The organism is Ewingella americana ATCC 33852 (genome assembly GCF_000735345.1).
Classification (GTDB): domain Bacteria; phylum Pseudomonadota; class Gammaproteobacteria; order Enterobacterales; family Enterobacteriaceae; genus Ewingella; species Ewingella americana.
Window position 1 is genome coordinate 247776 of the sequence record NZ_JMPJ01000053.1, and the last position, 23457, is coordinate 271232.

Genomic DNA, 23457 nt, shown 5'->3' on the forward strand with positions numbered 1-23457 from the left:
CACAGATCTGGGTACGAAGCTATGTTAACCATTGGTACTGCACTGCGCACCGGCGCGACTCGCGTCATGTTATTGGGTTCCGGCGAGTTGGGTAAAGAAGTCGCCCTTGAATGCCAGCGTCTTGGTCTGGAAGTGATTGCCGTTGACCGCTATGCCGATGCTCCCGCCATGCAGGTTGCCCATCGTAGCCACGTGATCAATATGCTCGACGGCGAAGCGCTGAAGCAGCTTATTGAGCACGAACGCCCTGATTTCATCGTGCCTGAGATTGAAGCTATCGCCACCAGCATGCTGGTTGAGCTTGAGAAACAGGGCCACAACGTGGTGCCGACTGCCGAAGCCACGCGCCTGACCATGAACCGCGAAGGTATTCGCCGTCTGGCCGCAGAAACCCTGAAGCTGCCAACTTCTACCTATAAATTTGCCGACGACGAAGCCGCTTTCCGCGCCGCCGTCGATGAAATTGGCTACCCGTGCATCATCAAGCCGGTGATGAGTTCTTCCGGCAAAGGCCAGAGCCTGATCCGCAGCGAAGCCACGTTGCAGCAGGCGTGGGATTACGCCCAGCAAGGCGGGCGCGCCGGTGGCGGTCGCGTCATTGTTGAAGGTCTGGTGAAGTTTGATTTCGAAATCACCCTGCTGACCATCAGCGCGGTGGACGGCATTCACTTCTGCGCGCCAATCGGCCATCGTCAGGAAGATGGCGACTACCGTGAATCCTGGCAGCCGCAGCAAATGAGCGAGCTGGCGCTGCAACGCGCCAAAGATATCGCCGAAAGCGTAGTGAAAGCCTTGGGTGGCAAGGGCCTGTTTGGGGTTGAGCTGTTTATCTGTGGCGATGAGGTGGTGTTCAGCGAAGTCTCTCCGCGCCCTCACGATACCGGCATGGTGACCCTGATTTCTCAGGACTTGTCAGAGTTCGCCCTGCACGTGCGCGCCTTCCTCGGCCTGCCAATCAGCCAGATTCGTCAGTTCGGCCCGTCGGCTTCTGCGGTGATTTTGCCAGAGCTGACCAGCAACAACGTGACCTTCAGCGGGCTGGAAAATGCCTTGGTTGGCTCGAATCAGGTTCGCTTGTTCGGTAAGCCAGAAATCAGCGGCAAACGCCGCCTGGGCGTGGCGCTGTCGATTGGCGACAGCGTGGAAGAAGCCGTCGAGACCGCCAAGAAAGCCGCGGCGTCGGTAGTAGTTAAGGGCTAAGCTTTTTTCTGCTGAAGGGGAATGCAAAAAAAACCGGGCCTGCGAAGGACCCGGTTTTTTTATCTCTTGCGTCGAGCTTTTCAGCTCGGCTGGGCATTATTCGTCTTCGTCATCAAAAATAACGGTAACGCGGTCGCCCTGATGCTTAGTGCGGATTTCATCCGCTACCGTGGCAATGGCTTCGCCGCTGCTCATGCCGTCGGCCATCAATTGGCGGATACGGTCGGCGGCCTGTTCCTGTTCGCTATGTGAAAGTGAAGGCATACCTGTCAGCATGGGAGTGTCCTGTTTGTGGGTCATTAGGGAAATACGGTCAGCAATGTCGCCATTCAAGCGCCACTACAACGTGAAGGATCGCCAGTATACTCCTTCTTGCCGCATTGGCCTATGCAGCTTTCAGGGGCGGAAATCTATGTTAGGATCGACACCCTGTTCCAGCCTACTCGTCAGAAATCGTGAAGCCATCCATGCAGCCTGCCCAGACTTACCGTTTACATACGCTCCCTTACCATCCTGACGCCCTGCTGGCGCGGTTCGCGCCGCTCTCTGCTCAGCCGTGGGCGATGCTGCTGCACTCCGGCTCGGCGGATCACGCCCATAATCGCTTTGATATCTTGGTCGCCGATCCGTTGATTCGGCTGACCACCCGTGGCGACAGCACGGAGATTGCCAGCGCGACAGGCACTCAGGTGAGCGACGCGGATCCGTTTCTGCTGATTGACCAGCAGCTAGCCCTTTCGGGCCTGCGGGCCGAGTCACGCGAAGACTTGCCGTTTCTCGGCGGCGCGCTGGGGCTGTTCGGCTATGATTTGGGCCGTCGGGTAGAAAACCTGCCGAGCATTGCCGCGCAGGACATTCGGCTGCCCGACATGGCGGTAGGCATTTATGACTGGGCGCTGATTGCCGACCACCAGTTGCAGCGCCTGACGCTGGCGTGCCACGGCGACCTTGAGCAGCGTCTGGCGTGGCTTGAGGGACAGACCTCGACGGCGCAAAGCAGCAAGTTTAGGCTGCACGGCGGCTGGCAGGCCAACATGAACCGCGAGCAGTATGGCGAGAAGTTCCGCCAGATTCAGGAGTACCTGCACAGCGGCGACTGCTACCAAATCAATCTGGCGCAGCGTTTTTCTACCCGCTATTCCGGCGACGAGTGGCAAGCCTTCCTCATCCTGAACGCCGCCAACCGCGCCCCCTTCTCAGCCTTTATTCGCTTGCCAGAAAACGCCGTACTGAGCCTTTCACCAGAGCGTTTCCTGTGGCTGGAGAACCAGCACGTGCAGACGCGCCCAATCAAAGGCACCCTGCCGCGACTGGCCGATGCGCAGGCCGACGCCCAACAGGCTCTGCGCCTCGCGGCGTCGGAGAAGGACCGCGCTGAGAACCTGATGATTGTGGATCTGCTGCGTAACGACATTGGCCGCGTCGCCACGCCCGGCAGCGTGCGGGTGCCGGAGCTGTTCGTGGTCGAGCCATTCCCGGCGGTCCATCACTTGGTCAGCACCATCACCGCCGACCTCCCGGCAGAGTGCCACGGCAGCGACCTGCTGCGCGCCTGCTTCCCCGGCGGCTCAATCACCGGCGCGCCAAAAGTGCGGGCCATGCAGATCATTGAAGAGCTGGAGCCGCATCGCCGCAACGCCTATTGCGGCAGCATCGCCTATATTAGTTGTTGTGGCACGATGGACAGCAACATAACTATTCGCACGCTATTGACCGAGGGCGATCACATTTATTGCTGGGCGGGCGGTGGTATTGTGGCGGACAGTGTAGAACAGGCGGAATATCAGGAGACCTTCGACAAAGTGGCCCGTATTCTGCCCCAACTGGGAGAACCTGAGCTTTGATGAGCCTTGAAAAAGCGATCGAGATGCCGCGTTATTCACCTGCGGTAGAAGAGTTCGTGCGCCGTTTTCAACTACAACTTCCGGCCTCAGCGCCAGCCAAGGTGACGGGAAAACGTCAGGCGGCGGTGCTTATTCCGATCATCTGCCGCGAGCAGCCGACGCTGCTGCTCACCCGCCGCTCGGACCGCCTGCGCAAGCACGCCGGGCAGGTCGCCTTCCCCGGCGGCGCGGTAGACGCCTCTGACTCTTCTATTATCTTCACCGCGCTGCGTGAAGCGCAGGAAGAGGTGGCGATCCCCTACGGCGACGTCAACGTGCTCGGCACGCTGGCCCCGCTCGACAGCAGCACCGGTTTTCAGGTCACGCCAGTAGTCGGGTTACTGCCGGTAGATGTGCCGCTGCACCCGTGCGAAGACGAAGTGGCCGAGCTGTTCGAGATGCCGCTGGAAGAGGCGTTTAACCTGTCGCGCTATCACCCGCTGGATATCCACCGCGCCGGTACTCACCATCGCGTTTATCTCTCTTGGTATCAGCAGCAGTTCGTTTGGGGGCTGACCGCCGCCATTATTCGCCGTCTGGCGGAGCAAATCCGCGCTTAATCCCTTCTCTTGATGTGGCCATAATTTACACATTGGTCACATTTCGGCATCAAATTACTTTATTTCATGCGAAAAAAGCCACTTTACATCACAGGGCCTTTTACACTGTGTGTTAAGTCCGGAATAAAACTGCGATAATCCACTGCTAAAGATTAATTAAACAGTAAATCTATCCGGGCATGATGCACATGACAGTGCCATCGGCCAAAACAGGAGTATTCAACGTGATTAGCGTTTTCGACATGTTCAAAGTCGGTATTGGTCCTTCCAGCTCCCACACGCTGGGGCCGATGAAAGCGGGTAAACAGTTTGTTGATGACCTGCTCGAAAAAGGCATGATGGCCGACGTCACTCGCGTTGCGGTAGATGTCTACGGTTCGCTGTCGCTGACGGGTAAAGGACACCATACGGATATCGCCATTATTCTCGGGTTGGCGGGCAACAAGCCTGACACCGTGGACATTGATGGCATTCCGCACTTCATCCGCGATGTTGAGCAGCGACGCCGTCTGCCGCTGGGCGACACTCACCACGAAGTCGACTTCCCGCAGGACACCGGGATGGTGTTCCGCAACGAAAATCTGTCTAAACATGAAAACGGCATGCAGATCCACGCTTTTGCGGGCGACAAGCTGCTGTACAGCAAAACCTATTATTCGGTCGGCGGTGGTTTTATCGTCGATGACGAACATTTCGGCCAGCCGGTACTGGACCAAGTCACCGTGCCTTACGCTTTCAACTCGGCAAGCGAAATGCTGGCCAAATGCAAGGAGACGGGCCTGTCGCTCTCCGCGCTGATGATGAAGAACGAGCTGGCGCAGCACAGTAAGCAGGATATTGAGCTGTATTTCGAAAATATCTGGCAGACCATGAAAGCCTGTATCGATCGCGGGTTGAATACCGAAGGCGTGCTGCCGGGGCCGCTGCGCGTGCCGCGTCGTGCTCCTGCCCTGCGCAGGATGCTGGTGTCTAACGATAAGCTCTCCAATGACCCAATGAACGTCATTGATTGGGTGAATATGTTCGCGCTGGCGGTCAATGAAGAGAACGCCGCCGGTGGCCGCGTAGTGACGGCGCCTACCAACGGCGCCTGCGGTATCGTGCCTGCGGTTTTGGCCTATTATGACCAGTTCATTGAATCCGTTAGCCCAGACATCTATTTGCGCTACTTCCTCACCTCCGGCGCTATCGGCATTCTGTATAAGATGAATGCGTCGATTTCCGGTGCGGAAGTGGGCTGTCAGGGTGAAGTAGGCGTGGCCTGCTCGATGGCGGCGGCGGGCCTGGCTGAACTGCTCGGCGGCAGCCCGGAACAGGTGTGCGTAGCGGCTGAAATCGGCATGGAGCACAACCTCGGCCTGACCTGTGACCCAGTTGCTGGGCAAGTGCAGGTGCCCTGCATCGAGCGTAATGCCATTGCCTCAGTCAAAGCCATTAACTCGGCGCGTATGGCCCTGCGCCGTACCAGCGAGCCACGCGTTTCTCTGGATAAAGTGATCGAAACCATGTACGAAACGGGCAAAGACATGAATGCCAAATACCGCGAAACCTCTCGCGGCGGTTTGGCAATCAAAGTGCAGTGTGATTAACCCGCCTCGACAGGTCTAGACCACCCGGCCGCCCTCGGTTTTATGCAGAAATACCGAGAAGCGGCCGCATGAAATCTGCCCTTCAGCAAACTCCGCAGCCAATTGTTCTCTATTAACAGAAACCCCCTGTAATATCAGGAAAAACTGATTTAGCCCTCTTGCTTTCCCCGCCGCTGCTACGGCATGCTGCGTTATAACTGAAACACCTGTTACGTCAGCTATTCTGGTTCACTTACCCATAAAAACGAATAAACCGCCATCTCTGATGGTGGACATGATAAGGGCATTCACCCGTGACAACGTCACTTTGGCGCAATTTGTCGGAATTTAAGGATTCGTAGCATGCCTTTTTCACCGATCGCGCTCGCAAAATATCGCTCCTACCGCGTGGCTTTCGCGGTTGCTATTGGACTTTTCGCCCTGATCATGACGCTCGGCATTCGCATTTGCGAACAGAGCCGGGCTATCAGCCAGAATCAACAGCGGCTGGCAAACCACACCGTGGAAAAGCTGGAAAACCTCTTACAACCTGCAACGAAAGTTTCTTTTAGCGACTTCACTGCGACTGGGACAAGCTGTGCGCAGCAGCAAATCGCCTTACAGCACGCGGTGGCGAGAATTCAAACCCTGCGCGCCATCGCCTTGGTGGTGAATGGCAAAATTGTCTGTTCGAGCCTCGCCGGGGCGCTGGATTTAGACTTCGACCAGATGCTACCCGAGCTGGCCTTGGGCAACAAACACGTGCAGCTGCGCCACTCGATCATGACGCCAGAAAGCATCCCGACGCTGGTGCAGTGGCAGCCGGCGGATACTGACAATCGCAACGGCGTGCTGTTTGTCTATAACATCGGCATTCTGGCCAATTTCCTGCTCGAGCCGCAGCCGCCTTACGCCAACCGCGTGGTGCTCAACGTGCTCAATCAGAGCCTTGAGTATGATAAAAACCGCATCGTGCCGCGCAGCAAGCTCGGCAAAGATGAAGTGGTGCAGGCCTATTCCACCCACAATGAGTTTTCTATTTCGCTGTATGGTGACGACGCCGCGACCATTGCCTGGGGCGACTTGCCCGCCCACTTGCCCCTCTCCTTGCTGATTAGCCTGCTGGTCGCCATCGCCACCTATTTGCTGTCGGCCAGTCGCATCAGTCTGGGTTATCCGATTAGCCACGCCATGTCTAATCGCGAGTTTCAGGTCTACTGCCAGCCGATCATTAACAGCTCCAATGGCAACTGCGTCGGGGTCGAAACCCTGATGCGCTGGAAGAATCGCCGCCAGGAGTGGGTCTCCCCCGACCTGTTTATCCCGCTGGCCGAGCAGCATGGGTTAATCATTCCGCTGACGCGCTACCTGCTGCGACAGGTGAGTGAGAACCTGAGCATGTTCCCGGCGCGGCAAGACTTTTATATCAGCGTCAACGTCGCCGCCCAGCACTTCCACAATATGGAAATCATTGATGACGTCCGCGACCTCTGGCTGTCGGCCAAGCCTGAAGTCTCGCTGATGCTGGAGCTGACCGAGCGCACTCGCCTGCAAGAGCTGAGCGCGCAGCAAATCGCCAAGTTGAAAGCCATGGGCGTGATGCTGGCGATTGACGATTTCGGCACCGGACACAGCTCGCTGAGCTACCTTAAGACGCTAAATCCTGACGTGTTGAAGATTGACCGCGCCTTTACCGCCTCGATTGGCACTGACGCCATCAACGCTACTGTGACCGACACCATTATTACGCTGGCCCACCGCCTTAAGCTGAAGCTGATTGCCGAAGGGGTGGAGACGCTGGAGCAGGCCAACTACCTGCGCGAGCGTCAGGTGGATTCGCTGCAGGGCTTTTACTTCGCCCGCCCTATGCCCATCGACATCTTCCCGCAGTGGCTGGAACGCTATGAGCAGAACAACCAACTGGCCCCGCCCTTCTCCTTCTAATGGGTTTGCGCAGGCATAAATAGAAAACGGCGACCGAAGTCGCCGTTTTTAATGCTGAATCACCCGAAAAGGTTAATCCGCGTCGTGCCAATCATTGTCTGATTTCATCTTGGTTATCTTCACTCGCTCAATGCGGTACTCGGCAAGTTCGATAATTTCGAATTTCAGCGGCGGGATCTCAATGATCTCGCCCACTTCAGGCATCTGCCCAGACTGGGCTAACAGCAGACCGGCCAACGAGGCGTAGTCGTCAGTCGGGCTGACCAGCTCGTAGGTGTCGAGCGTTTGCTGCAACAGGTGCAAATCGGTGCCGCCCTTGGCAATCCAGCCGTCACCGTCAACCACCACGTCAGGAGTTTCGTCCTCGTCCGGGAATTCACCGGCAATGGCTTCCAGCACGTCGAGAGGCGTTACCAGCCCCTGCACCACGCCAAATTCATTGCTGACAATCACCAAACGGCCTTTCGCACGGCGCAGAACCGACAGCAGGTTAATGACATCGATTGTCTCCGGCACCACGATTGGCGCGGTCTTCTCAGCGAAGGCAACAATGTTTTCGCCATTTTCCAGCGCCACCAGCAGGTCTTTAGCACGCACCACGCCAATCACGTCATCCAGCGAGTGGCGACAGATTGGGAACAGGCTGTGCGGCGTGTCCAGCAGCTGCATGCGGATTTCCGCCGGAGAGCGTTCGCAGTCGACCCAAGAGATGTCGGTGCGCGGCGTCATGATGCTGCGCAGTGAGCGCGACGCCAGCGTCAGCACGCCGCTGATCATATGGCGCTCTTCTTCGGCGAAGGTCTCTTTGCTTGGCAGCGTCGGGCCTTGATCGTCTTCTTCTTCATGACGGTGGCTTTTACCCCCCATCAGGCGGTGAATCGCCTCGGCCGTGCGTTCACGCATTGGGCGATTCGACTGGCTCTTGAGGAAGTTACGACGGGCGATTTGGTTGAACAATTCGATAAGAATCGAGAAACCAATAGCGGCGTACAGGTAACCTTTTGGAATATGGAAACCAAAGCCTTCTGCAATCAGGCTCAGACCAATCATCAGCAGGAAGCTCAGACAGAGCACCACCACCGTCGGGTGATTGTTCACAAAGCGCGTCAGCGACTTGGATGCCAATAGCATGACGCCCATGGCGATCACCACGGCGGTCATCATTACCGCGAGGTTATTGACCATACCGACGGCGGTAATTACCGCGTCGAGGGAGAATACCGCGTCGAGTACTACTATCTGCGCCACCACCGACCAGAAACTGGCGTAACCGCGGTTATTACCGCCGTGGCTTTGCTGCCCTTCCAACCGCTCATGCAGTTCAGTCGTGGCTTTAAATAGCAGGAATATTCCCCCCAGCAGCAGGATCAAGTCGCGTCCGGAGAAACTGAATTGCGCGATGCTGAACAGCGGCGTGGTGAGTTTCACCATCCATGAGATCAATGACAGCAGGCCGAGGCGCATGATCAGCGCCAGCGACAGGCCGATGATACGGGCCTTATCACGCTGTTTAGGCGGCAGCTTGTCAGCCAGGATGGCGATGAAAACTAAGTTGTCGATGCCGAGAACGATTTCCAGCACGACCAATGTCAGCAGACCGACCCAAATCGATGGGTCCATTAAAAATTCCATATTAGGCCCCGTGATTCACAGAATGAGAAAAAAGACGCAAGACGTTCCCGCCAGAGCTGGTCCGGTGGTTGAGATCAGTGGTGATCTGAGTAAACGATTTCAATGCGGCATTTATCCGACCTAAATAGGCGAAGTTGCCGAAATGCTGAGAAAAGAAGGAAAAAGAGGATAAGTGACGTCGGTGACAGTCCATAGGGAGGGCTGAGGCCCGATACTCCTGTGCAATTATTGGGAAAGCAACTCTATCAGGAATCATTTATTGGGAAAAGAATGTTTTTGGCTCCACTCTCTTGGAGTTCCACTATGCTGTTTTTGTATGCAATGACGTAACTCATTCATGTTACGTCGTTCAATAGCAGACAGTCGTCACATAATTTATTTTTTCACACACTAAAATAAATCCGGTCGCACAACCTGATGAGGTTCTGCAATGCACGCTTCTTGTTGTTTATCAGAAATTAAAGACTGAAATGCACGGAGGTTCTGAGTCATCTCTCAAAGAACTGCGCGCAAGGACAGCAACATTCGCCACGGGTTATAAAAAGTGTCGAATCTAATGAGCACCCACACTTATGTGCATAACCCTTAATGGGGTTAACAGAGGAGGTAGCGAGTGAGTATTGCTATTATCATCGGCACGCATGGGTCAGCAGCCGAACAGCTGCTGAAAACGGCGGAAATGATTTTAGGCGAACAGGATAACGTGGCCTTTATTGATTTCGTTCCCGGCGAAAATGCTGAAACATTAATTGAGAAATACACGGCAAAACTGGGTGGACTTGATACCAGCAGCGGCGTGCTCTTCTTAGTAGATACCTGGGGTGGCAGTCCGTTTAACGCCGCCAGCCGAATTGTCGTCGACAAAGAGAATTATGAAGTGGTCACTGGGGTGAATATCCCTATGCTGGCAGAAACCTTCATGGCGCGTGACGATAACCCTTCGTTTGCTGAACTGGTTGCCATTGCGGTGGAAACCGGGCGTGTTGGCGTGAAAGCGCTGAAAACGCCTGAACCAGAAGCAGAAACTGCCGCTGTTCAACCCGTGGCTTCGGCACCAAAGGCCGCTGCACCAGCGCGTCCGGCAGGCCCGAATGATCACATGAAAATTGGCCTGGCTCGCATCGATGACCGTTTAATCCACGGTCAGGTGGCAACTCGCTGGACCAAAGAAACCAACGTTAACCGCATCATCGTCGTCAGTGACGAAGTGGCCGCCGACCATGTCCGTAAGACATTGTTGACTCAGGTTGCTCCTCCTGGCGTGACGGCGCACGTCGTCGATGTGGCTAAAGCCATTCGCGTTTACGACAACCCAAAATATGCTGGCGACCGCGTCATGCTGTTATTTACCAACCCAACTGATGTTCTGCGCGTGGTGGAAGGTGGGGTAAATATCACGTCGGTAAATATTGGTGGTATGGCATTCCGTCAGGGTAAAACTCAGGTTAATAACGCCGTTTCCGTCGATGAAAAAGATATTGATGCTTTCAAGCAATTGAACGCCAAAGGTATCGAGCTTGAGGTGCGTAAAGTCTCTTCTGACAGTCGCCTGAAGATGATGGATCTCATTAATAAAATGAATTAATAAACTCAGCGAATTAAAGCAGCAGGTTGTTAACAAATAATCTGTTTCTGATGAGCTTATTTTACTCAGAGTCCTTTTGTCATAGGAGAAGTGCAATGGAGATCACCACACTACAGATTGTGCTGATATTTATTGTTGCATGTATTGCGGGGATGGGTTCCATCCTTGATGAATTCCAATTCCACCGTCCTTTAGTGGCTTGTACCTTAATCGGTTTTGTTCTGGGTGATGTTAAAACCGGGATCATCATCGGTGGTACGTTGGAAATGATTGCCCTTGGCTGGATGAATATCGGTGCGGCAGTTGCACCCGATGCCGCCCTCGCCTCCATTATTTCAACCATTCTGGTTATTGCCGGTGGTCAGTCGGTGGGTGCAGGTATCGCGCTTGCTATCCCACTGGCAGCGGCAGGTCAGGTTCTTACCATCATCGTTCGTACCATCACCGTTGCCTTCCAGCACGCGGCTGACAGTGCGGCAGAACGCGGCAATCTGCGCGCCATCTCTTGGATCCACGTTTCGGCGTTGGTACTTCAAGCGATGCGTATCGCCATCCCTGCCGTGATCGTTGCCGTCTCTGTAGGCACCGAAGTTGTACAGGAAATGCTGGCGTCTATCCCTGCTGTCGTGACTAACGGTCTGAACATTGCGGGCGGTATGATCGTGGTCGTAGGTTATGCGATGGTCATCAACATGATGCGTGCCGGTTACCTGATGCCGTTCTTCTACCTCGGTTTCGTCACCGCTGCTTTCACCAACTTCAACCTGGTTGCGCTGGGTGTGATTGGTGTGGTTATGGCAGTGCTGTACATCCAGTTGAGCCCGAAATACAACAAGTCGGCGCAAGCGGCTGGGCCAGCACAGGGTGTTAACGATCTCGATAACGAATTGGATTAAGGGTGAGAGAAATGGTTGATCAAACTGTAGTTAGCCAAACTCCTGAAAAGAAACTGACGCCAGGCGACATTCGCGGTGTGTTCATGCGTTCGAACCTGTTCCAAGGTTCATGGAACTTTGAACGTATGCAGGCACTGGGTTTCTGTTATTGCATGGTTCCGGCCATCCGTCGTCTCTACCCAGAGAACAACGATGATCGTAAAGCGGCGATCAAACGCCACTTAGAGTTCTTTAACACCCATCCATACGTTGCAGCGCCGGTTCTGGGCGTAACCTTGGCGATGGAAGAGCAGCGTGCCAACGGCGCACCTATCGACGACGCGGCCATCAACGGCCTGAAAGTCGGTCTGATGGGTCCACTGGCAGGCGTGGGTGACCCCATCTTCTGGGGTACTGTTCGCCCGGTATTCGCCGCCCTTGGCGCGGGTATCGCGATGAGCGGCAGCCTGTTGGGTCCGCTGCTGTTCTTCGTACTGTTTAACCTTGTACGCTTGCTGACTCGCTACTACGGCGTGGCATACGGCTACAAAAAAGGTGTCGATATCGTTAACGATATGGGCGGCGGCTTCCTGCAAAAACTGACCGAGGGGGCGTCAATTCTCGGCCTGTTTGTCATGGGGGCCTTGGTTAACAAGTGGACGCACGTCAACATACCGCTGGTGGTGTCGACCATTACCGACCAAACCGGTAAAACCACGGTCACCACCGTGCAAACCATTCTCGACCAGCTGATGCCGGGTCTGGTGCCACTGCTGCTGACCTTCGGCTGTATGTGGCTGTTGCGCCGTAAAGTTAACGCCTTGTGGATCATCATTGGCTTCTTCGCCATTGGTATCTTCGGTTACTGGATTGGCCTGTTAGGTCTCTAAGTAATCACTAAGCCGGGGGAGCCTATCCCCCGGCTTTTTTATGCTTTCACGCTGGAGAAGTTTGCATGTCCCTCACTGATATCGTCCTCGCTGTCTTCGCCCTTCTGCTTCTGGCCTACGCCATTTACGACGAATTCCTGATGGGATCCAACAAAGGGAAAACGCTGCTGCGCGTCAACCTGCGTCGCCGCAACAAGATTGATTGCATTATCTTTATCGGGCTGTTGGCTATCCTGCTTTATAACAATGTGAATGCTCAGGGCTCGCCAATCACCAACTACTTATTAATTGGTCTGGCGCTGATTGCGTTCTATATCTCGTTTATCCGTTGGCCAAAAATGTTGTTTAAATCGACAGGCTTTTACTACGCCAATGCATTTATCACCTATGATCGAATCAAATCCATGAATCTCTCAGAGGACGGCGTTTTAGTGATTGAACTGGAACAACGCAAGCTGTTAATAAGGGTTAACCAGTTAGACGACCTGCAAAACATCTATAATTTAATGGTTGAACATCAGTAAGTTACGTTAATTATGCTATTGGCTATATTTAATAGCATTATATTTAAATAACCCTAATTACCCGCAAGGTTGTTATTGATGTTTAATTCCACAATTTGTGAGTTTATTATCCAATCAATATGATGTGTGCGGGTACTTAATGAAAATCATTATCTTTGGGAATGCTAAACCCTAAATTATTTGTTGTTGTTATCAATTAAAATATTATGTTAAGGTTGCGCCGTCATTTGGGGAGTAGCCGGTTTTTGCATCAATTGTCTCGCACAATGGATGTGAAAACGCTCGTATCAACATACTCGTTTTGAAATAAAACGTGGTGCGAGCAGCCGTGAGGTTGGCGAGACCATAGACGCGTAGCTCCGTCGTAAGGTTGGGGGTGGGTTACGTGTATATGGAAACACCCGGCCGAGGTAACACTCGTGAACTTATCTGCAACACTGATTCTGGCTTTCGGCATGTCGATGGACGCCTTTGCGGCCTCGATAGGCAAAGGCGCCAGCCTGCACCGCCCTCACTTTCGTGAAGCACTGCGCACCGGTTTAATCTTTGGCATCATCGAAGCTATCACCCCGCTGATTGGTTGGGGCATTGGCTTGGTCGCCAGCAAATACATTATGGCGTGGGACCACTGGGTCGCCTTCACCCTGCTGTTCATTCTGGGTGCGCGCATGATCATGGAAGGTCTGAAGAATAAACCGCAGGAAGAAGCCACCACGCAGAGCCGCCACGGCTTTTGGATTTTAGCCGCCACCGCCATCGGCACCAGCCTTGATGCGATGGCTATCGGCGTCGGCTTGGCTTTCCTTCAGGTGAATATCATCCATACCGCGCTGGCCATCGGGCTGGCAACCACGATTATGGCCACTATTGGCATTCTATTAGGACGCTTTATCGGCCCGCTGTTAGGGCGTTGGGCCGAAGTGCTGGGTGGCGTGGTGCTGATTGGTATTGGCTGTAATATCCTGCTGGAGCACTTGGGTTATCTTAGCTGAGAAGCCTGCTACAGGCGGCGATGCAGCCTAATGAGGAAGTCGGTTTCACAGGAGAACGACGTCTCAGCCAGCAGCGCCGCTTTAACTTCTTCGGTAGCCCGCCACGCAAAGGGCGTCATTTGCAGTAAATCAAAAGCTTCGCTGCCGTTTAGCATCATCGGATAGGCCAGCGTCTCCTGACTCACCCGCTCAAACCCTTCTAGCTGTTCATCCAACTCGGCGTGCAGCTGCACCTGCGAATAGATAAGCCCTTTCAACTGATATAAATGACGCGGCCCCGGCGCGACGGTCATCACCAGCCCGCCGGGCTTAACGGCGCGATACAGCTCTTCTGCCTTGCACGGGGCATAAATACGCAGCACGGCGTCAAGCGACTGGTCGGCAAACGGCAGGCGATGGCTGGAGGCCACGCAGAAATTCACCTCGCGATAGCGTTTAGCGGCGTTGCGGATAGCCACTTTGGCGACGTCCAAGCCATAGACTTCAATTGCGCGCAGCTGGCTTAGACGACGAGCCACCTCAGCGGTGTAATAGCCCTCGCCACAGCCTATGTCCAACAGCGTCGAGGCCTCTGCTGGCAGTGACTCATCCAGCTTCTGCGCCACAAGGTCACGCAATGGCTGGTAGTGACCCGCGTCGAGGAACCGGCGGCGCGACTCCATCATCTCCGGGCTGTCTCCCGGCTGCTTCGAACGCTTATGCTGTACGGGCATCAAATTGACATAGCCTTCTTTAGCATTATCAAACTGATGATTTTGCGGGCAGCGCCACTGGCGATCGTTAAGCGTAAGTGCCTGATGGCAAAGAGGACATTGATAACTCATGAAGATCCTAAGGGGAATTCGCGGTGCCCGCAGGCAGAATGCCGCCAAGTCTAAAGAACGCACCGGAGAGTTGCAACCGCTGGCGTGGAAAGGAAAAATCCAGCTACACTGAGCCTTCGACGTTTTACTTATTTGACGTGGTTTATATGACTGACATTTCGGCGTTAATCAGCCAGATAGCTGGGATCCGCCACGGCTTTGGCAGCAAGCGCGCCCTGATACCCGAGGTTTTGGCCGAGTTCGAACCGACCCGGCCGCAGAAAAAACAGGTACACGGCACCCGCATCGTGGATATCAGCCACCCCGCCCAGCCCTGCGGCGAAGCTGACGGCTTCTATACTTCTCAACCCGGCATTCTATTAACCGTGTTCAGCGCCGACTGCCTGCCGCTGATTTTTAGCCGTCAGGACGGTCGCCGCGTGGGCGTGGTTCATGCTGGCTGGCGTGGGCTGAAAGCGGGGATTATTGAGAAAATGGCCGAGCGTATTCATCAGGACGGCATCGTGGAGGATTGGCTGGTATCTATTGGCCCGGCGGCGCGCGCCTGCTGTTATGAAGTCAGCCAAGAGCTGGTGGATGAGTTCCTGCGCGACGTGGACCTGCCGCCCGCGCTTATCTCCCCTTCCCCGCGCCATCTTGACCTCGCGGCGATTGCTCAGGCCAAGCTCGAGCGTTTGGGCTTCGCCGCCATTGACCATGCTGGCGGCTGCACCATCTGCAGCACCGTGCAGGACGGCAGCTTTAAATACACCAGCTTTCGCCGCAACAGCCACCAGCGCGCCAAAGACCCAACGCACCCGGGGATCAGCGGCCGCAATCAGCAATCGGGGATTATTATTTTGCCAGAGTGATGCTGGCTAGCCTCAGATTTCAGATACAAAAAAACCCGCACATGGCGGGTTTTTTTCACAGCTGACGCTGCTTAGATTGCATTCACGTTAACAGCAGACGGGCCTTTCTGGCCGTCTTGGATTTCGAACTCAACGTTCTGGCCTTCAGCCAGAGTTTTGAAGCCGTTACCCTGAATGGCAGAGAAGTGTACGAATACGTCTTTGCTGCCGTCAGCAGGAGTGATGAAACCGAAGCCTTTAGACTCGTTGAACCACTTAACCTGACCTTTAATCTTTGCCATCTTGAGTATTTCCTTTGGATTGTTTAAAGCCGCCTATTGGCGTTACATAGACAAACTAGAGTCGTTACTGCTTGAGGCACTAAGATATAAATCGGCAGAGAAGCAGTGTTCAACGATAACGTTTTTACTCAGGTCTTCTTTACTGAAAATGCCACACATATACAGAACCGTACCTCGTTTTACCCATATGCGTTATCACATAAACTGATTTCGATGGCAAGCCATTTTTAATCAGTGATGGACCTGTCGCACATATTTGAGTCGGTTAAAGCCGGTTGCCGTTAGGCTAAGCTGAAATATGTTGATAGACATGCTTTTTTCTGCTTAACAGTGAAGCCTGTCTTTGATTCAAAACAATAACGACTTGCCCCGATTATTGATCATTTAATGCCGAACGATAAGCGTAAAAGACAACTTTATTTGAATTTTTATCTTTTAAGATATGCCATGAAGTACTGAGAGGACTGCGCCGCAACGCTTGCCTATGATTGGTTATGCATTCATCAAAATGGGCGTGCTGGCAGGCGTTGGTGCATTTCATTGTGTCGCCCGTTATCTATTGCACCGCAAGCGAGCAAACAATTCTATTCCAACTAATAACGCTTGAAAATTAGTTGGATTAATTTCAGGGGCAAATAGCGGCAGGGTCAATATGGGAATAGTGCCTGTTTCGAGTATTTAACATTATGATGAAATAATGATGACCAGACGGTTAAATTACTGTTGATTATATAACCACAATTAATTGAAGTATGTTTAAACCCGAAATCTGGTTTCTATTTTAATAAACCATTTACAGTGATCGACATCACGAATTCATTTTCTATTCTAGTGGGAAACGAGAGCTAAGAGGCATTTTTCACCCTTCATCCGCGTTTAGCCCCTGCCCTTACGGCGGCTTTCGCCGCGAGGTGTAGACGTGGCGGGTGACTTGGACAGATGCTTGCAAGGAAAATCAGCAGTGACGGGAGGAGGCCCTCCCGTCAATAAGGCGCTAATACTGCACATATTTCACTCGGGCAGAATGCTCTGCCCAATTTTCAATGGATAAAAACGCGAGGCAATTTCAGCATTGTTTTGCGTAGCCTGTGCTAATTCCTGCAAAGGCTCATCCAATGATTCATCGGCTAATTCAAACACGCCCCAATGAATTGGCACGGCTTTACGACATTTTATTTCTGAGAAAACCTCGACCGCCTGCTGCGGGTCCATATGCTGCGCACTCATGAACCATCGTGGTGCATACGCGCCAACCGGGATAGCCGCCAAATCGAAAGGCCCCAGCTTGTCGCCGATAACTTTGAATTGGTTGCTATAACCACTGTCGCCGGAGAAGTAGAAACGCAGGTCGGCACTGGTCACCACCCAGCCACACCACAGCGAGCGATTTCGGTCCCACAGGGTTCGCATACTCCAGTGGCGAGCTGGCACCGCGTGGAAATTCAGCCCGCCGATGCTGTGCTCCTGCCACCAGTCCAGCTCGGTGACGTGGCGCGCGCCTTGGCGTATCAGCCAACGCTTCATGCCCAGCGGCACAATAAACTCCAGCTCGGGGAAGCGACGCAGCAGCCTTTTTATGGTCGGCTTATCCAGATGATCGTAGTGATTGTGGGACAGCAGCACATAGTCAATGTGAGGCAAATCCGCGACGTCGGCGCTTACCGGCGTCTTGCGTTTCGGGCCGTAGAATTTCAGCGGCGAGGCGCGAGCAGAGAGCACCGGGTCCATCAGCACGGTTTTGCCTGCAATGCGCAGCAGCAGACAGGCGTGACCCAGGAACCATAGGCGATCCTCGCTGCCGCTGAACTCGGCCTTCTGCCACCACTGGGAAATAAAGTGCTCATAGCCACGGTGCGGCGGCTTGGGCAACTGCTGCTCTTTGCGCTCGCGCTGCCAGCGCTTGAGATCGCCGTCCTGTCGATTATGAGGTTCAGGATTGGTAAACCCTTCCGGCGTATGGTGCGGTTTAGACGCATCATAATAGGGATTTTTAATAGCCATAATGTTCCTTCAAATTACGCAGACAGCTTACTTATGGGGAAGTAAAAACCGCGATGAAGGCTGGCCTCATCGCGGTTTGGGTGTGAATAGACAGTAGTATGTACAAAGTTTTACTGCAACATTCGTGACAGGACTTTACTCAAGCAGCGTCTGCACAAAGTTTGGTGAGATTTCTGGCTCCAATCATTAGGGTAGCAACGTAAGATTGCCGGCGGGTAACCACTTCTACCGCCACACGAGAGTCTTTGTATTTAATGAGATACGTTGAGGGCCAGCCTTGGCGTCGCGTGCCATAGGCTTTTTCGTGACTGTCGATGGCTGCGTGGGCAACCACCAGATGGGAGAGATTTGTATCACCTTTAATGATGCGCTTCATAATGGACTCCGCCTTAGACACAACTGTCAAAATGAGGAAACATTAATCACTTGATACGCATCGCTTTGCGCGATGCTTATTCGAATCACTTCTTTGCAACTTTGTTACAGAATGAGTATCTCCGCGCTTTTTATTACGCGCAAGTTTTACTTAACAAGAAACAGACCATTGCAGCATGCAGTGGCCGGTGACTATCGGCATGCCAATGTCCCTGCTCGCTTTGAATTTGCGCAGACCAACGGGTATCCCCCGGCTGTTCAGTGACATTAAGGCTAATTTTGTTGGCGCAGATTATGGGCCAAGCATCGGAAGGGTTATTGCAATAGTCTTTACCTTTGACGCCGCCGTAGGGATACCATTTGTCAGGCTCTTCGCCGGTCAGCAAGGCAATATTGTGGTTGAGTTCGCTGTCGTTCTCTTCAGACCATTTAATCATCGTCATTCCATCGGGTATCGTTGTTGCCCTGAGACTACGACAGAATTAAGACAGTTTTATGAAAGCCAAATCGGAAACAAAGAAAAGCCCGCGGGTAGTGATACCGGCGGGCTTAGGTTAGATCAAAAGCATCAATCCAAACGCTTATCTTTCGGGGATAAAGCCCCGCAGGCTGAGCACGGAATCCTCTTCCTCAGGCTCTGTCGGAGCTGTTGGCCCCTTAACCTGCGCAGCAAGAATTTTTAACAGCTCCGTTTGTTGGCGCTGCTGTTCAGCGATTTCCTGTAAAAGCTGAATTTGCTGATTAGCTCTGACGCTGGCGCGGTTGACCACAAACCACAGCAGCAAAAATAGCAGAATAAACAAAACACACAGCACCAATGAGGCCAGGCTGGATTGGCCCATTGCGAGATCGAACATTGACAACCCTACAGCTAAATTTTAACGAGCACGTATCTTACCATTCCGCTGAATACTGGGAAGAGCCGATGCCAAAAACAAGCCACTTTTCGCGGCGGTTGGCGGGGAAATTACCAGGGAATGAAAGATGTCACCGAGCAGACCCCGAGTTCAAAGTTTCCACCTTGATCGCAGTAGCTGTTCAATGCCAGAAGATAGAGCGCGATGCAGATAACCAGAAGCGCTAAAATCAGGCTAAGTCTCTTCAGGTTAAAGAAAGATCGTTTAGGTTTTATGGTCGGTTTCTTCCGTTTGGTATCGGGTTTATCAGAGCTCAACGTCAGCTTCCAACGCTTAATGATTCATAGAGTTATGCTACGCCATCGACCTTAAACAAAATATTAACAACTTTGCCCTGTGGTCATAAGCAGCACATATTACTAAGTCAGAACCATTGATTCTAGGAATGCACTGGATTTTGCCGGCGTCCATAGCGACGAAATCCTTCTTACATCTATACTTATCAATACCCTGAGACTGCTCAGGGAGCACAAAAAAAGGAAGGCAGCAGATGGGTGCTATTAAAGCCATTATTGTTTTGGTGATTATTTATGCAATTTTCCTCTTCTCGGGTTATGGCGTCACCGTGGGAAGCAGCGAAAATGCGGCGGGACTGGGTCTGAAGTGTCAGTACTTAACGGCGCGAGGTATTGTTGATTCTCAGTATCTGCATACCGATAGCGGCATCGTTGGCGTGGCTAAGTGCCCGATATTCAAACAAATAGACGAAGTGGTCGACAAAAAATAGTTCTGACTTCCACCTCAAATGCGTTAACAGAATGCCCACCAAGGTGGGCATTTTTCTTGCCTGAGGCTCAGCCTTATGCAAGAAAATTAGCTGTCGTGCTTGGTGAATTTTAGGTCAATCAGCGCGATGGCTTTTTCGATAGCGCGCTTGGTGACGGGATCAGCGCCCGCCGGATGGCGTGAAAAATCGATGCTTTTCAGCTGGTGTGACATCTTGTCGCGCACTTCGGTCGGCGCAATCACGTCGATCACATCCAAAATTTGCTTAATGACCAGCTGACAGGCCACTAAGTCAGACGCGTACTCTTGTTCTTGGGTTAAAAGCTCGGACATGGAAATTCCTCTTTGCATGCACGCAATTTAAGTACATTCGGCTAAAAAATTTGGCCGCCAGAATAGCATGCCGGGCCGCTTATTTTACCCCGACGGTGGTTTATCTGCCTTGAGAATGAGCGAAATGTTTAAATTCTCGGCAATCAATTCAGTGCAACTGTGGTTATCGCCGCAGATCTTCTATGCTTTATTCAGCGGAGCAAAAAGGAGATGTTATGTTCGCGCTTGTATTGACCATTTGCTATCTCGGTGGTGGCTGCGACGACCTCGCTATCGATGCCTTTGATACCAAACAACAATGCATAGTAGCTATGCGCCAGGAAGGTTTGCGCCACGCCGGATGCTATCCGCTGGAAGATTTTATTGACGGCTACTACCTGCCTGCCCGAGAGAATGCTGACTTTTAGAGGGTGATCACACTATATTGTCCTGTTCTTGTAACAGCTCTAACATAAATCTGACATATGTATTGCCAAACGTATCGACCAAAGGTATGACTATCCTGTTACTTATTGATATTTAACTATATTAACAGGACAGGAGATGGCAATGATGCAGCAAAAACGTAAAGCGATTTTCAAGCAGATCCCTCTGGCACTCTTAATTTCCAGTACCTTCCTTTCCTCAATTCCCGCCTTGGCCGCACAAGTGCCCGCTGGCGTGGAATTGGCCGCTAAACAAGAAATTGTGCGTAACAACGGCACTGAACCGGCTTCCCTTGATGCCCACAAAGTCTCCAGCGACATTGAATTCAACATCATCGCCGACCTGTTCGCCGGGCTGGTGAGCATTGATGATAAAGGTAATCCCCACCCCTCTCTGGCGGCTAGCTGGGACAATAAAGACAATACCGTGTGGACCTTCCATCTGCGTCCAGACCTGAAATGGTCCGACGGCTCGCCGATCACTGCCGAAGACGTGGTATTCAGCTGGCGACGTTTAGTGGACCCAACCATTGGTTCACCGTATGCCACCTACCCGAGCAGCATGCATATTCTCAATGCCGCTGACATTACCGACGGTAAAAAGAAACCTGACACGCTGGGTGTGAAAGCCCTCGACGCACACACCGTCGAAGTGACGCTGGACCAGCCTATCTCCTACTTCCTCGGTATGGCGGCGCACCCGACGTTGTTCCCACTGCCGGAAGCCGCCATCAAAAAATTTGGCGACAAGTGGACCCAGCCGGGTAATTTAGTCAGCAGCGGGCCTTTCAAGTTGGATAGCTGGACCGTTAACGAGCGCGTCGTCTCCGTTCGCAACCCGAATTACTGGGATAACCAACACACCGTCATTAACAAAGTCACCTACCTGCCGATTGTTTCCGGCACCGCCGACGTCAACCGTTATAAGGCCGGTGAAATCGATATCACCTCGACCGTGCCTGAAATCCAATTCGCCGCGCTGAAAAAACAGTTGGGCTCGCAGGTGCATGTCGGCCCTAAACTAGGCGTTTATTACTATGCGCTGAATGTCACCAAGCCGCCGTTTGACGATGCGCGCGTGCGTTTAGCCCTCAACCTCGCCTTAGATAAAGACATTATTGCCGGTAAAGTTCTGGGTCAGGGGCAGAAGCCTGCGTGGAGCATTGTCCCGGATGAGACCGGCGGCTTTGACTTCAAGAAAAGCAAATACCAAGAGATGAGCCAAGAGCAGCGTGTTGCCGAAGCCAAAAAATTACTCAGCGAAGCGGGCTATGGTCCGTCTAAACCATTGAAATTCAATCTGCTGTATAACACATCAGAATCCCACCAGCGTATCGCCATCGCCGCCAGCTCCATGTGGAAGAAAAATCTGGGCGTTGATGCCACGCTGCAAAACCAAGAGTGGAAAACCATGCTCGACACCAAACGCCAAGGTAACTTCGAGGCGGTACGCATGGCTTGGATCGCCGACTACAATGAGCCATCCACTTTCCTGAATACCCTGCGCACCGGCGACAGCGAGAACTCCTCGAAATTCAGCAACGCCGCCTATGACAAAGCGCTGGACGACGCCCTAACGGCGAAAGACAAAGCACAGGCCGGTGAGTTCTACCAGCAGGCTGAAGACGTGCTGTCTGAGCAGGTTCCGGTGATCCCGCTGTACCAATATGTCAGCGCCAAACTGGTGAAACCGTTCATTGGCGGTTACGACAACCAAAGCCCGCTGGGCTACATTTACACCAAAGATTTGTACGTGATTAAGCACTAATTTTTCACCGCCGTTAACCGGCGTTGTGGTGGCCCAAAGCCTGCCGCGACGCCGGACTTCCCTTCCCTCTCTTGCTCATTCCTATCGCGAAAAGTTCATATTTCTCCACACATCGGGGCTTGCCTCATCGCGCCCAGATGTTAAATTGGAGAAAAATCACACAGTCGGGAGGAGAGATGAAATTATCGGAAAGTGAAATCCAACCCCTCTGGGATGAGGTTTCACGCATCATTGGCGACGCGGTGATCCATTTGCATCATCGCGGAGAGTATTTGAGCAATGACGCGCTGGTAGGTTATCTCGACGGCCAATTGGGCAGCACGCAAAATGTAAAAAGCCGCATCCTATTGGGCGCGGCTATTAATATGCTTAAAACCAATCGGGTGAGAAATTAACTCAGGCGGACAGCGCCACCTCTGGTGTCAGGGTGCGTAAGCACTTATCCAGCACCACGTAATTGCCTTTCTCGCCGTACAGATAGCCATTCATCACCATCCAATTCAGCGTCGCCTCGAAGTCGATAATCAGTTCGCGGCCGTCCAGCCCCGGCTCTTCCACCCTTTCGCCCTGCGCATCAAGAAAGAAATAGTCATAGTTCGGTACGGCGGCAAACATGCTGCTCGGCGGCTCTTCATTGGCTTCTTTATCTAGCGTCCAGCCGATCCTGCTTTCACCAAATTGGCCGTTGTGCAGCGCCAGATTTACTATTTCCAGAGAATCAAACTCAACCGATCTCGGCAAAGCGCTAATTTGCGCCGCCCTGATCAACTGATAAAACAGAATAAAATTTTGCATTTTTTGCCTCTACTCCACGGGCTTGATCCACACACTAAACGCCCGACCACGCACGTGGACAGGCACTTTAATGAGAACATCAGTATTGAAGGAGCGCAGTTTATCTATTCCCTCTCCTTACGGCGAGAGAAGGAAGGAATAAACTGCGCAATAACGTGGCATCCGGCCCTATTTAGACTGTGCAGCACGTCCTTGCGCAAACAGGAATATCCGCTGAGTGATGTCATCAGTTCCCAATATATTGCCTTTCTGCTCCAGATTAGCGCGGGCATAGGCAATATCATGAGCCTGATCCACCATCATAATCACTCTGTCGCGGGTCTCTTTATCCAGATTTCCCAGCAAAGTGGTCAGGATGGCTTGATAGGCGTTGGAGGCATAGGTCAGCTGCTTTTCGCGCTGCTCGAGTGCCTCGATGCGGGCTACCAGAGACTGCAAAAGGTCATGTTCAGACATAGCGATATCCTTCTGTTCTGGTGAAGGCGACCCGGTGAAATATCTGACAAGC

The 23457-nt window shown here is 52.8% G+C and carries 28 protein-coding genes and 1 riboswitch; of the genes, 15 read left to right on the forward strand and 13 right to left on the reverse strand.

Annotation, left to right across the window (positions count from 1 at the left end):
• Positions 1-21 precede the first annotated feature (21 nt).
• Positions 22-1200, forward strand: a complete 1179-nt coding sequence (purT, locus tag GEAM_RS10690; protein WP_034791274.1) for a formate-dependent phosphoribosylglycinamide formyltransferase — start codon at positions 22-24, stop codon at positions 1198-1200.
• Between the two features lie 96 nt (positions 1201-1296).
• On the opposite strand, the gene GEAM_RS10695 is transcribed toward purT, so the two are convergent.
• Positions 1297-1476: a YoaH family protein gene (locus GEAM_RS10695; protein WP_034791275.1), complete on the reverse strand. Its 180-nt coding sequence runs from the start codon at positions 1474-1476 to the stop codon at positions 1297-1299.
• A 191-nt stretch (positions 1477-1667) separates the two neighbouring features.
• Between GEAM_RS10695 and pabB the strand changes: the two genes are divergently transcribed.
• The 4 genes from pabB to GEAM_RS10715 all read left to right on the forward strand — a co-directional run bounded on the left by pabB (position 1668) and on the right by GEAM_RS10715 (position 7155).
• The gene (pabB, locus tag GEAM_RS10700) at positions 1668-3044 is read left to right on the forward strand and encodes an aminodeoxychorismate synthase component 1 (protein WP_034791276.1); all 1377 of its coding nucleotides are present in this window, start codon (positions 1668-1670) and stop codon (positions 3042-3044) included.
• On the forward strand, positions 3044-3643 hold the full coding sequence (locus GEAM_RS10705; protein WP_034791277.1) for a CoA pyrophosphatase: 600 nt from the start codon (positions 3044-3046) through the stop codon (positions 3641-3643). Before pabB ends, GEAM_RS10705 begins: the two co-directional genes overlap by 1 nt.
• Positions 3644-3867: 224 nt before the next feature.
• A complete protein-coding gene (locus GEAM_RS10710) occupies positions 3868-5232 on the forward strand; it encodes an L-serine ammonia-lyase (RefSeq protein ID WP_034791278.1) in 1365 nt (454 codons plus the stop codon).
• A gap of 342 nt (positions 5233-5574) precedes the next feature.
• On the forward strand, positions 5575-7155 hold the full coding sequence (locus GEAM_RS10715; protein ID WP_034791280.1) for an EAL domain-containing protein: 1581 nt from the start codon (positions 5575-5577) through the stop codon (positions 7153-7155).
• Between the two features lie 72 nt (positions 7156-7227).
• Here GEAM_RS10715 and GEAM_RS10720 read toward each other — a convergent pair whose 3' ends face one another.
• Positions 7228-8787, reverse strand: a complete 1560-nt coding sequence (locus GEAM_RS10720; protein ID WP_034791282.1) for a TerC family protein — start codon at positions 8785-8787, stop codon at positions 7228-7230.
• A gap of 613 nt (positions 8788-9400) precedes the next feature.
• On the opposite strand from GEAM_RS10720, the gene manX reads away from it, so the two are divergent.
• The 5 genes from manX (at position 9401) to mntP (ending at position 13653) form a co-directional block, all read left to right on the forward strand.
• A complete protein-coding gene (manX, locus tag GEAM_RS10725) occupies positions 9401-10372 on the forward strand; it encodes a PTS mannose transporter subunit IIAB (RefSeq protein WP_034791284.1) in 972 nt (323 codons plus the stop codon).
• Between the two features lie 95 nt (positions 10373-10467).
• Positions 10468-11268, forward strand: coding sequence for a PTS mannose/fructose/sorbose transporter subunit IIC (locus GEAM_RS10730; protein ID WP_034791285.1), 801 nt, complete (start codon positions 10468-10470; stop codon positions 11266-11268).
• Positions 11269-11279: 11 nt separating this feature from the next.
• Positions 11280-12137 carry a PTS mannose transporter subunit IID gene (locus GEAM_RS10735; protein WP_034791287.1) on the forward strand — a complete coding sequence of 286 codons (858 nt, stop codon included), beginning with the start codon at positions 11280-11282 and terminating at the stop codon, positions 12135-12137.
• A gap of 65 nt (positions 12138-12202) precedes the next feature.
• A complete protein-coding gene (locus tag GEAM_RS10740; RefSeq protein ID WP_034791289.1) occupies positions 12203-12661 on the forward strand; it encodes a DUF986 family protein in 459 nt (152 codons plus the stop codon).
• Positions 12662-12877: 216 nt separating this feature from the next.
• Positions 12878-13070, forward strand: a riboswitch (yybP-ykoY riboswitch).
• A 10-nt stretch (positions 13071-13080) separates the two neighbouring features.
• Positions 13081-13653 (forward strand): manganese efflux pump MntP, encoded by a 573-nt coding sequence (mntP, locus tag GEAM_RS10745; RefSeq protein WP_034791291.1) that lies wholly within the window; start codon positions 13081-13083, stop codon positions 13651-13653.
• An 8-nt stretch (positions 13654-13661) separates the two neighbouring features.
• Here mntP and rlmA read toward each other — a convergent pair whose 3' ends face one another.
• Positions 13662-14477 (reverse strand): 23S rRNA (guanine(745)-N(1))-methyltransferase, encoded by an 816-nt coding sequence (rlmA, locus tag GEAM_RS10750; protein WP_034791293.1) that lies wholly within the window; start codon positions 14475-14477, stop codon positions 13662-13664.
• Between the two features lie 146 nt (positions 14478-14623).
• Between rlmA and GEAM_RS10755 the strand changes: the two genes are divergently transcribed.
• Positions 14624-15328, forward strand: a complete 705-nt coding sequence (locus GEAM_RS10755; RefSeq protein ID WP_034791506.1) for a purine nucleoside phosphorylase YfiH/LACC1 family protein — start codon at positions 14624-14626, stop codon at positions 15326-15328.
• A gap of 71 nt (positions 15329-15399) precedes the next feature.
• Here the strand turns inward: GEAM_RS10755 and cspE are convergent, their stop codons facing one another.
• The 7 genes from cspE to mgrB all read right to left on the reverse strand — a co-directional run bounded on the left by cspE (position 15400) and on the right by mgrB (position 19075).
• A complete protein-coding gene (gene cspE / locus GEAM_RS10760) occupies positions 15400-15609 on the reverse strand; it encodes a transcription antiterminator/RNA stability regulator CspE (protein ID WP_034791295.1) in 210 nt (69 codons plus the stop codon).
• A gap of 42 nt (positions 15610-15651) precedes the next feature.
• Entirely contained in the window at positions 15652-15768 is a 117-nt protein-coding gene (locus tag GEAM_RS22680) for a DUF2627 domain-containing protein (RefSeq protein WP_072009888.1), read from the reverse strand.
• Positions 15769-16620: 852 nt separating this feature from the next.
• Positions 16621-17610, reverse strand: a complete 990-nt coding sequence (locus GEAM_RS10765; protein WP_034791297.1) for an MBL fold metallo-hydrolase — start codon at positions 17608-17610, stop codon at positions 16621-16623.
• A 139-nt stretch (positions 17611-17749) separates the two neighbouring features.
• A complete protein-coding gene (locus tag GEAM_RS10770) occupies positions 17750-17986 on the reverse strand; it encodes a DUF4060 family protein (protein ID WP_034791299.1) in 237 nt (78 codons plus the stop codon).
• A 133-nt stretch (positions 17987-18119) separates the two neighbouring features.
• Positions 18120-18422: a phage protein NinX family protein gene (locus GEAM_RS10775; RefSeq protein WP_034791300.1), complete on the reverse strand. Its 303-nt coding sequence runs from the start codon at positions 18420-18422 to the stop codon at positions 18120-18122.
• 144 nt (positions 18423-18566) lie between these two features.
• The gene (locus GEAM_RS10780; protein ID WP_034791301.1) at positions 18567-18842 is read right to left on the reverse strand and encodes a YebO family protein; all 276 of its coding nucleotides are present in this window, start codon (positions 18840-18842) and stop codon (positions 18567-18569) included.
• 110 nt (positions 18843-18952) lie between these two features.
• Positions 18953-19075 (reverse strand): PhoP/PhoQ regulatory lipoprotein MgrB, encoded by a 123-nt coding sequence (mgrB, locus tag GEAM_RS22685; RefSeq protein ID WP_434737159.1) that lies wholly within the window; start codon positions 19073-19075, stop codon positions 18953-18955.
• A gap of 317 nt (positions 19076-19392) precedes the next feature.
• Here mgrB and GEAM_RS10785 point away from each other — a divergent pair, with 317 nt between their 5' ends.
• On the forward strand, positions 19393-19629 hold the full coding sequence (locus GEAM_RS10785; protein WP_034791302.1) for a YobH family protein: 237 nt from the start codon (positions 19393-19395) through the stop codon (positions 19627-19629).
• 86 nt (positions 19630-19715) lie between these two features.
• On the opposite strand, the gene GEAM_RS10790 is transcribed toward GEAM_RS10785, so the two are convergent.
• Positions 19716-19961, reverse strand: a complete 246-nt coding sequence (locus tag GEAM_RS10790; protein ID WP_034791303.1) for a DUF2766 family protein — start codon at positions 19959-19961, stop codon at positions 19716-19718.
• Between the two features lie 215 nt (positions 19962-20176).
• Here GEAM_RS10790 and GEAM_RS10795 point away from each other — a divergent pair, with 215 nt between their 5' ends.
• The 3 genes from GEAM_RS10795 to GEAM_RS10805 all read left to right on the forward strand — a co-directional run bounded on the left by GEAM_RS10795 (position 20177) and on the right by GEAM_RS10805 (position 22549).
• Positions 20177-20368, forward strand: a complete 192-nt coding sequence (locus tag GEAM_RS10795; RefSeq protein WP_034791304.1) for a YdfD/YebW family protein — start codon at positions 20177-20179, stop codon at positions 20366-20368.
• A gap of 145 nt (positions 20369-20513) precedes the next feature.
• Positions 20514-22154, forward strand: a complete 1641-nt coding sequence (locus GEAM_RS10800) for an ABC transporter substrate-binding protein (protein WP_128124622.1) — start codon at positions 20514-20516, stop codon at positions 22152-22154.
• Positions 22155-22330: 176 nt separating this feature from the next.
• The gene (locus GEAM_RS10805) at positions 22331-22549 is read left to right on the forward strand and encodes a hypothetical protein (protein ID WP_034791308.1); all 219 of its coding nucleotides are present in this window, start codon (positions 22331-22333) and stop codon (positions 22547-22549) included.
• Position 22550: 1 nt separating this feature from the next.
• Here the strand turns inward: GEAM_RS10805 and GEAM_RS10810 are convergent, their stop codons facing one another.
• On the reverse strand, positions 22551-22949 hold the full coding sequence (locus GEAM_RS10810) for a hypothetical protein (protein WP_034791311.1): 399 nt from the start codon (positions 22947-22949) through the stop codon (positions 22551-22553).
• 168 nt (positions 22950-23117) lie between these two features.
• Positions 23118-23405, reverse strand: a complete 288-nt coding sequence (locus GEAM_RS10815) for a hypothetical protein (RefSeq protein WP_034791313.1) — start codon at positions 23403-23405, stop codon at positions 23118-23120.
• Positions 23406-23457 lie beyond the last annotated feature (52 nt).

Bases quoted from the DNA above. Each gene is read 5' to 3' on its own strand.
- purT (WP_034791274.1), top strand. From the start codon at position 22: ATGTTAACCATTGGTACTGCACTGCGCACCGGCGCGACTCGCGTCATG.
- GEAM_RS10695 (WP_034791275.1), bottom strand. From the start codon at position 1,476: ATGCTGACAGGTATGCCTTCACTTTCACATAGCGAACAGGAACAGGCC.
- pabB (WP_034791276.1), top strand. From the start codon at position 1,668: ATGCAGCCTGCCCAGACTTACCGTTTACATACGCTCCCTTACCATCCT.
- GEAM_RS10705 (WP_034791277.1), top strand. From the start codon at position 3,044: ATGAGCCTTGAAAAAGCGATCGAGATGCCGCGTTATTCACCTGCGGTA.
- GEAM_RS10715 (WP_034791280.1), top strand. From the start codon at position 5,575: ATGCCTTTTTCACCGATCGCGCTCGCAAAATATCGCTCCTACCGCGTG.
- GEAM_RS10720 (WP_034791282.1), bottom strand. From the start codon at position 8,787: ATGGAATTTTTAATGGACCCATCGATTTGGGTCGGTCTGCTGACATTG.
- GEAM_RS10730 (WP_034791285.1), top strand. From the start codon at position 10,468: ATGGAGATCACCACACTACAGATTGTGCTGATATTTATTGTTGCATGT.
- GEAM_RS10735 (WP_034791287.1), top strand. From the start codon at position 11,280: ATGGTTGATCAAACTGTAGTTAGCCAAACTCCTGAAAAGAAACTGACG.
- GEAM_RS10740 (WP_034791289.1), top strand. From the start codon at position 12,203: ATGTCCCTCACTGATATCGTCCTCGCTGTCTTCGCCCTTCTGCTTCTG.
- rlmA (WP_034791293.1), bottom strand. From the start codon at position 14,477: ATGAGTTATCAATGTCCTCTTTGCCATCAGGCACTTACGCTTAACGAT.
- GEAM_RS10755 (WP_034791506.1), top strand. From the start codon at position 14,624: ATGACTGACATTTCGGCGTTAATCAGCCAGATAGCTGGGATCCGCCAC.
- cspE (WP_034791295.1), bottom strand. From the start codon at position 15,609: ATGGCAAAGATTAAAGGTCAGGTTAAGTGGTTCAACGAGTCTAAAGGC.
- GEAM_RS22680 (WP_072009888.1), bottom strand. From the start codon at position 15,768: ATGTGTGGCATTTTCAGTAAAGAAGACCTGAGTAAAAACGTTATCGTT.
- GEAM_RS10765 (WP_034791297.1), bottom strand. From the start codon at position 17,610: ATGGCTATTAAAAATCCCTATTATGATGCGTCTAAACCGCACCATACG.
- GEAM_RS10770 (WP_034791299.1), bottom strand. From the start codon at position 17,986: ATGAAGCGCATCATTAAAGGTGATACAAATCTCTCCCATCTGGTGGTT.
- GEAM_RS10775 (WP_034791300.1), bottom strand. From the start codon at position 18,422: ATGATTAAATGGTCTGAAGAGAACGACAGCGAACTCAACCACAATATT.
- GEAM_RS10780 (WP_034791301.1), bottom strand. From the start codon at position 18,842: ATGTTCGATCTCGCAATGGGCCAATCCAGCCTGGCCTCATTGGTGCTG.
- GEAM_RS10785 (WP_034791302.1), top strand. From the start codon at position 19,393: ATGGGTGCTATTAAAGCCATTATTGTTTTGGTGATTATTTATGCAATT.
- GEAM_RS10790 (WP_034791303.1), bottom strand. From the start codon at position 19,961: ATGTCCGAGCTTTTAACCCAAGAACAAGAGTACGCGTCTGACTTAGTG.
- GEAM_RS10795 (WP_034791304.1), top strand. From the start codon at position 20,177: ATGTTCGCGCTTGTATTGACCATTTGCTATCTCGGTGGTGGCTGCGAC.
- GEAM_RS10800 (WP_128124622.1), top strand. From the start codon at position 20,514: ATGCAGCAAAAACGTAAAGCGATTTTCAAGCAGATCCCTCTGGCACTC.
- GEAM_RS10805 (WP_034791308.1), top strand. From the start codon at position 22,331: ATGAAATTATCGGAAAGTGAAATCCAACCCCTCTGGGATGAGGTTTCA.
- GEAM_RS10810 (WP_034791311.1), bottom strand. From the start codon at position 22,949: ATGCAAAATTTTATTCTGTTTTATCAGTTGATCAGGGCGGCGCAAATT.
- GEAM_RS10815 (WP_034791313.1), bottom strand. From the start codon at position 23,405: ATGTCTGAACATGACCTTTTGCAGTCTCTGGTAGCCCGCATCGAGGCA.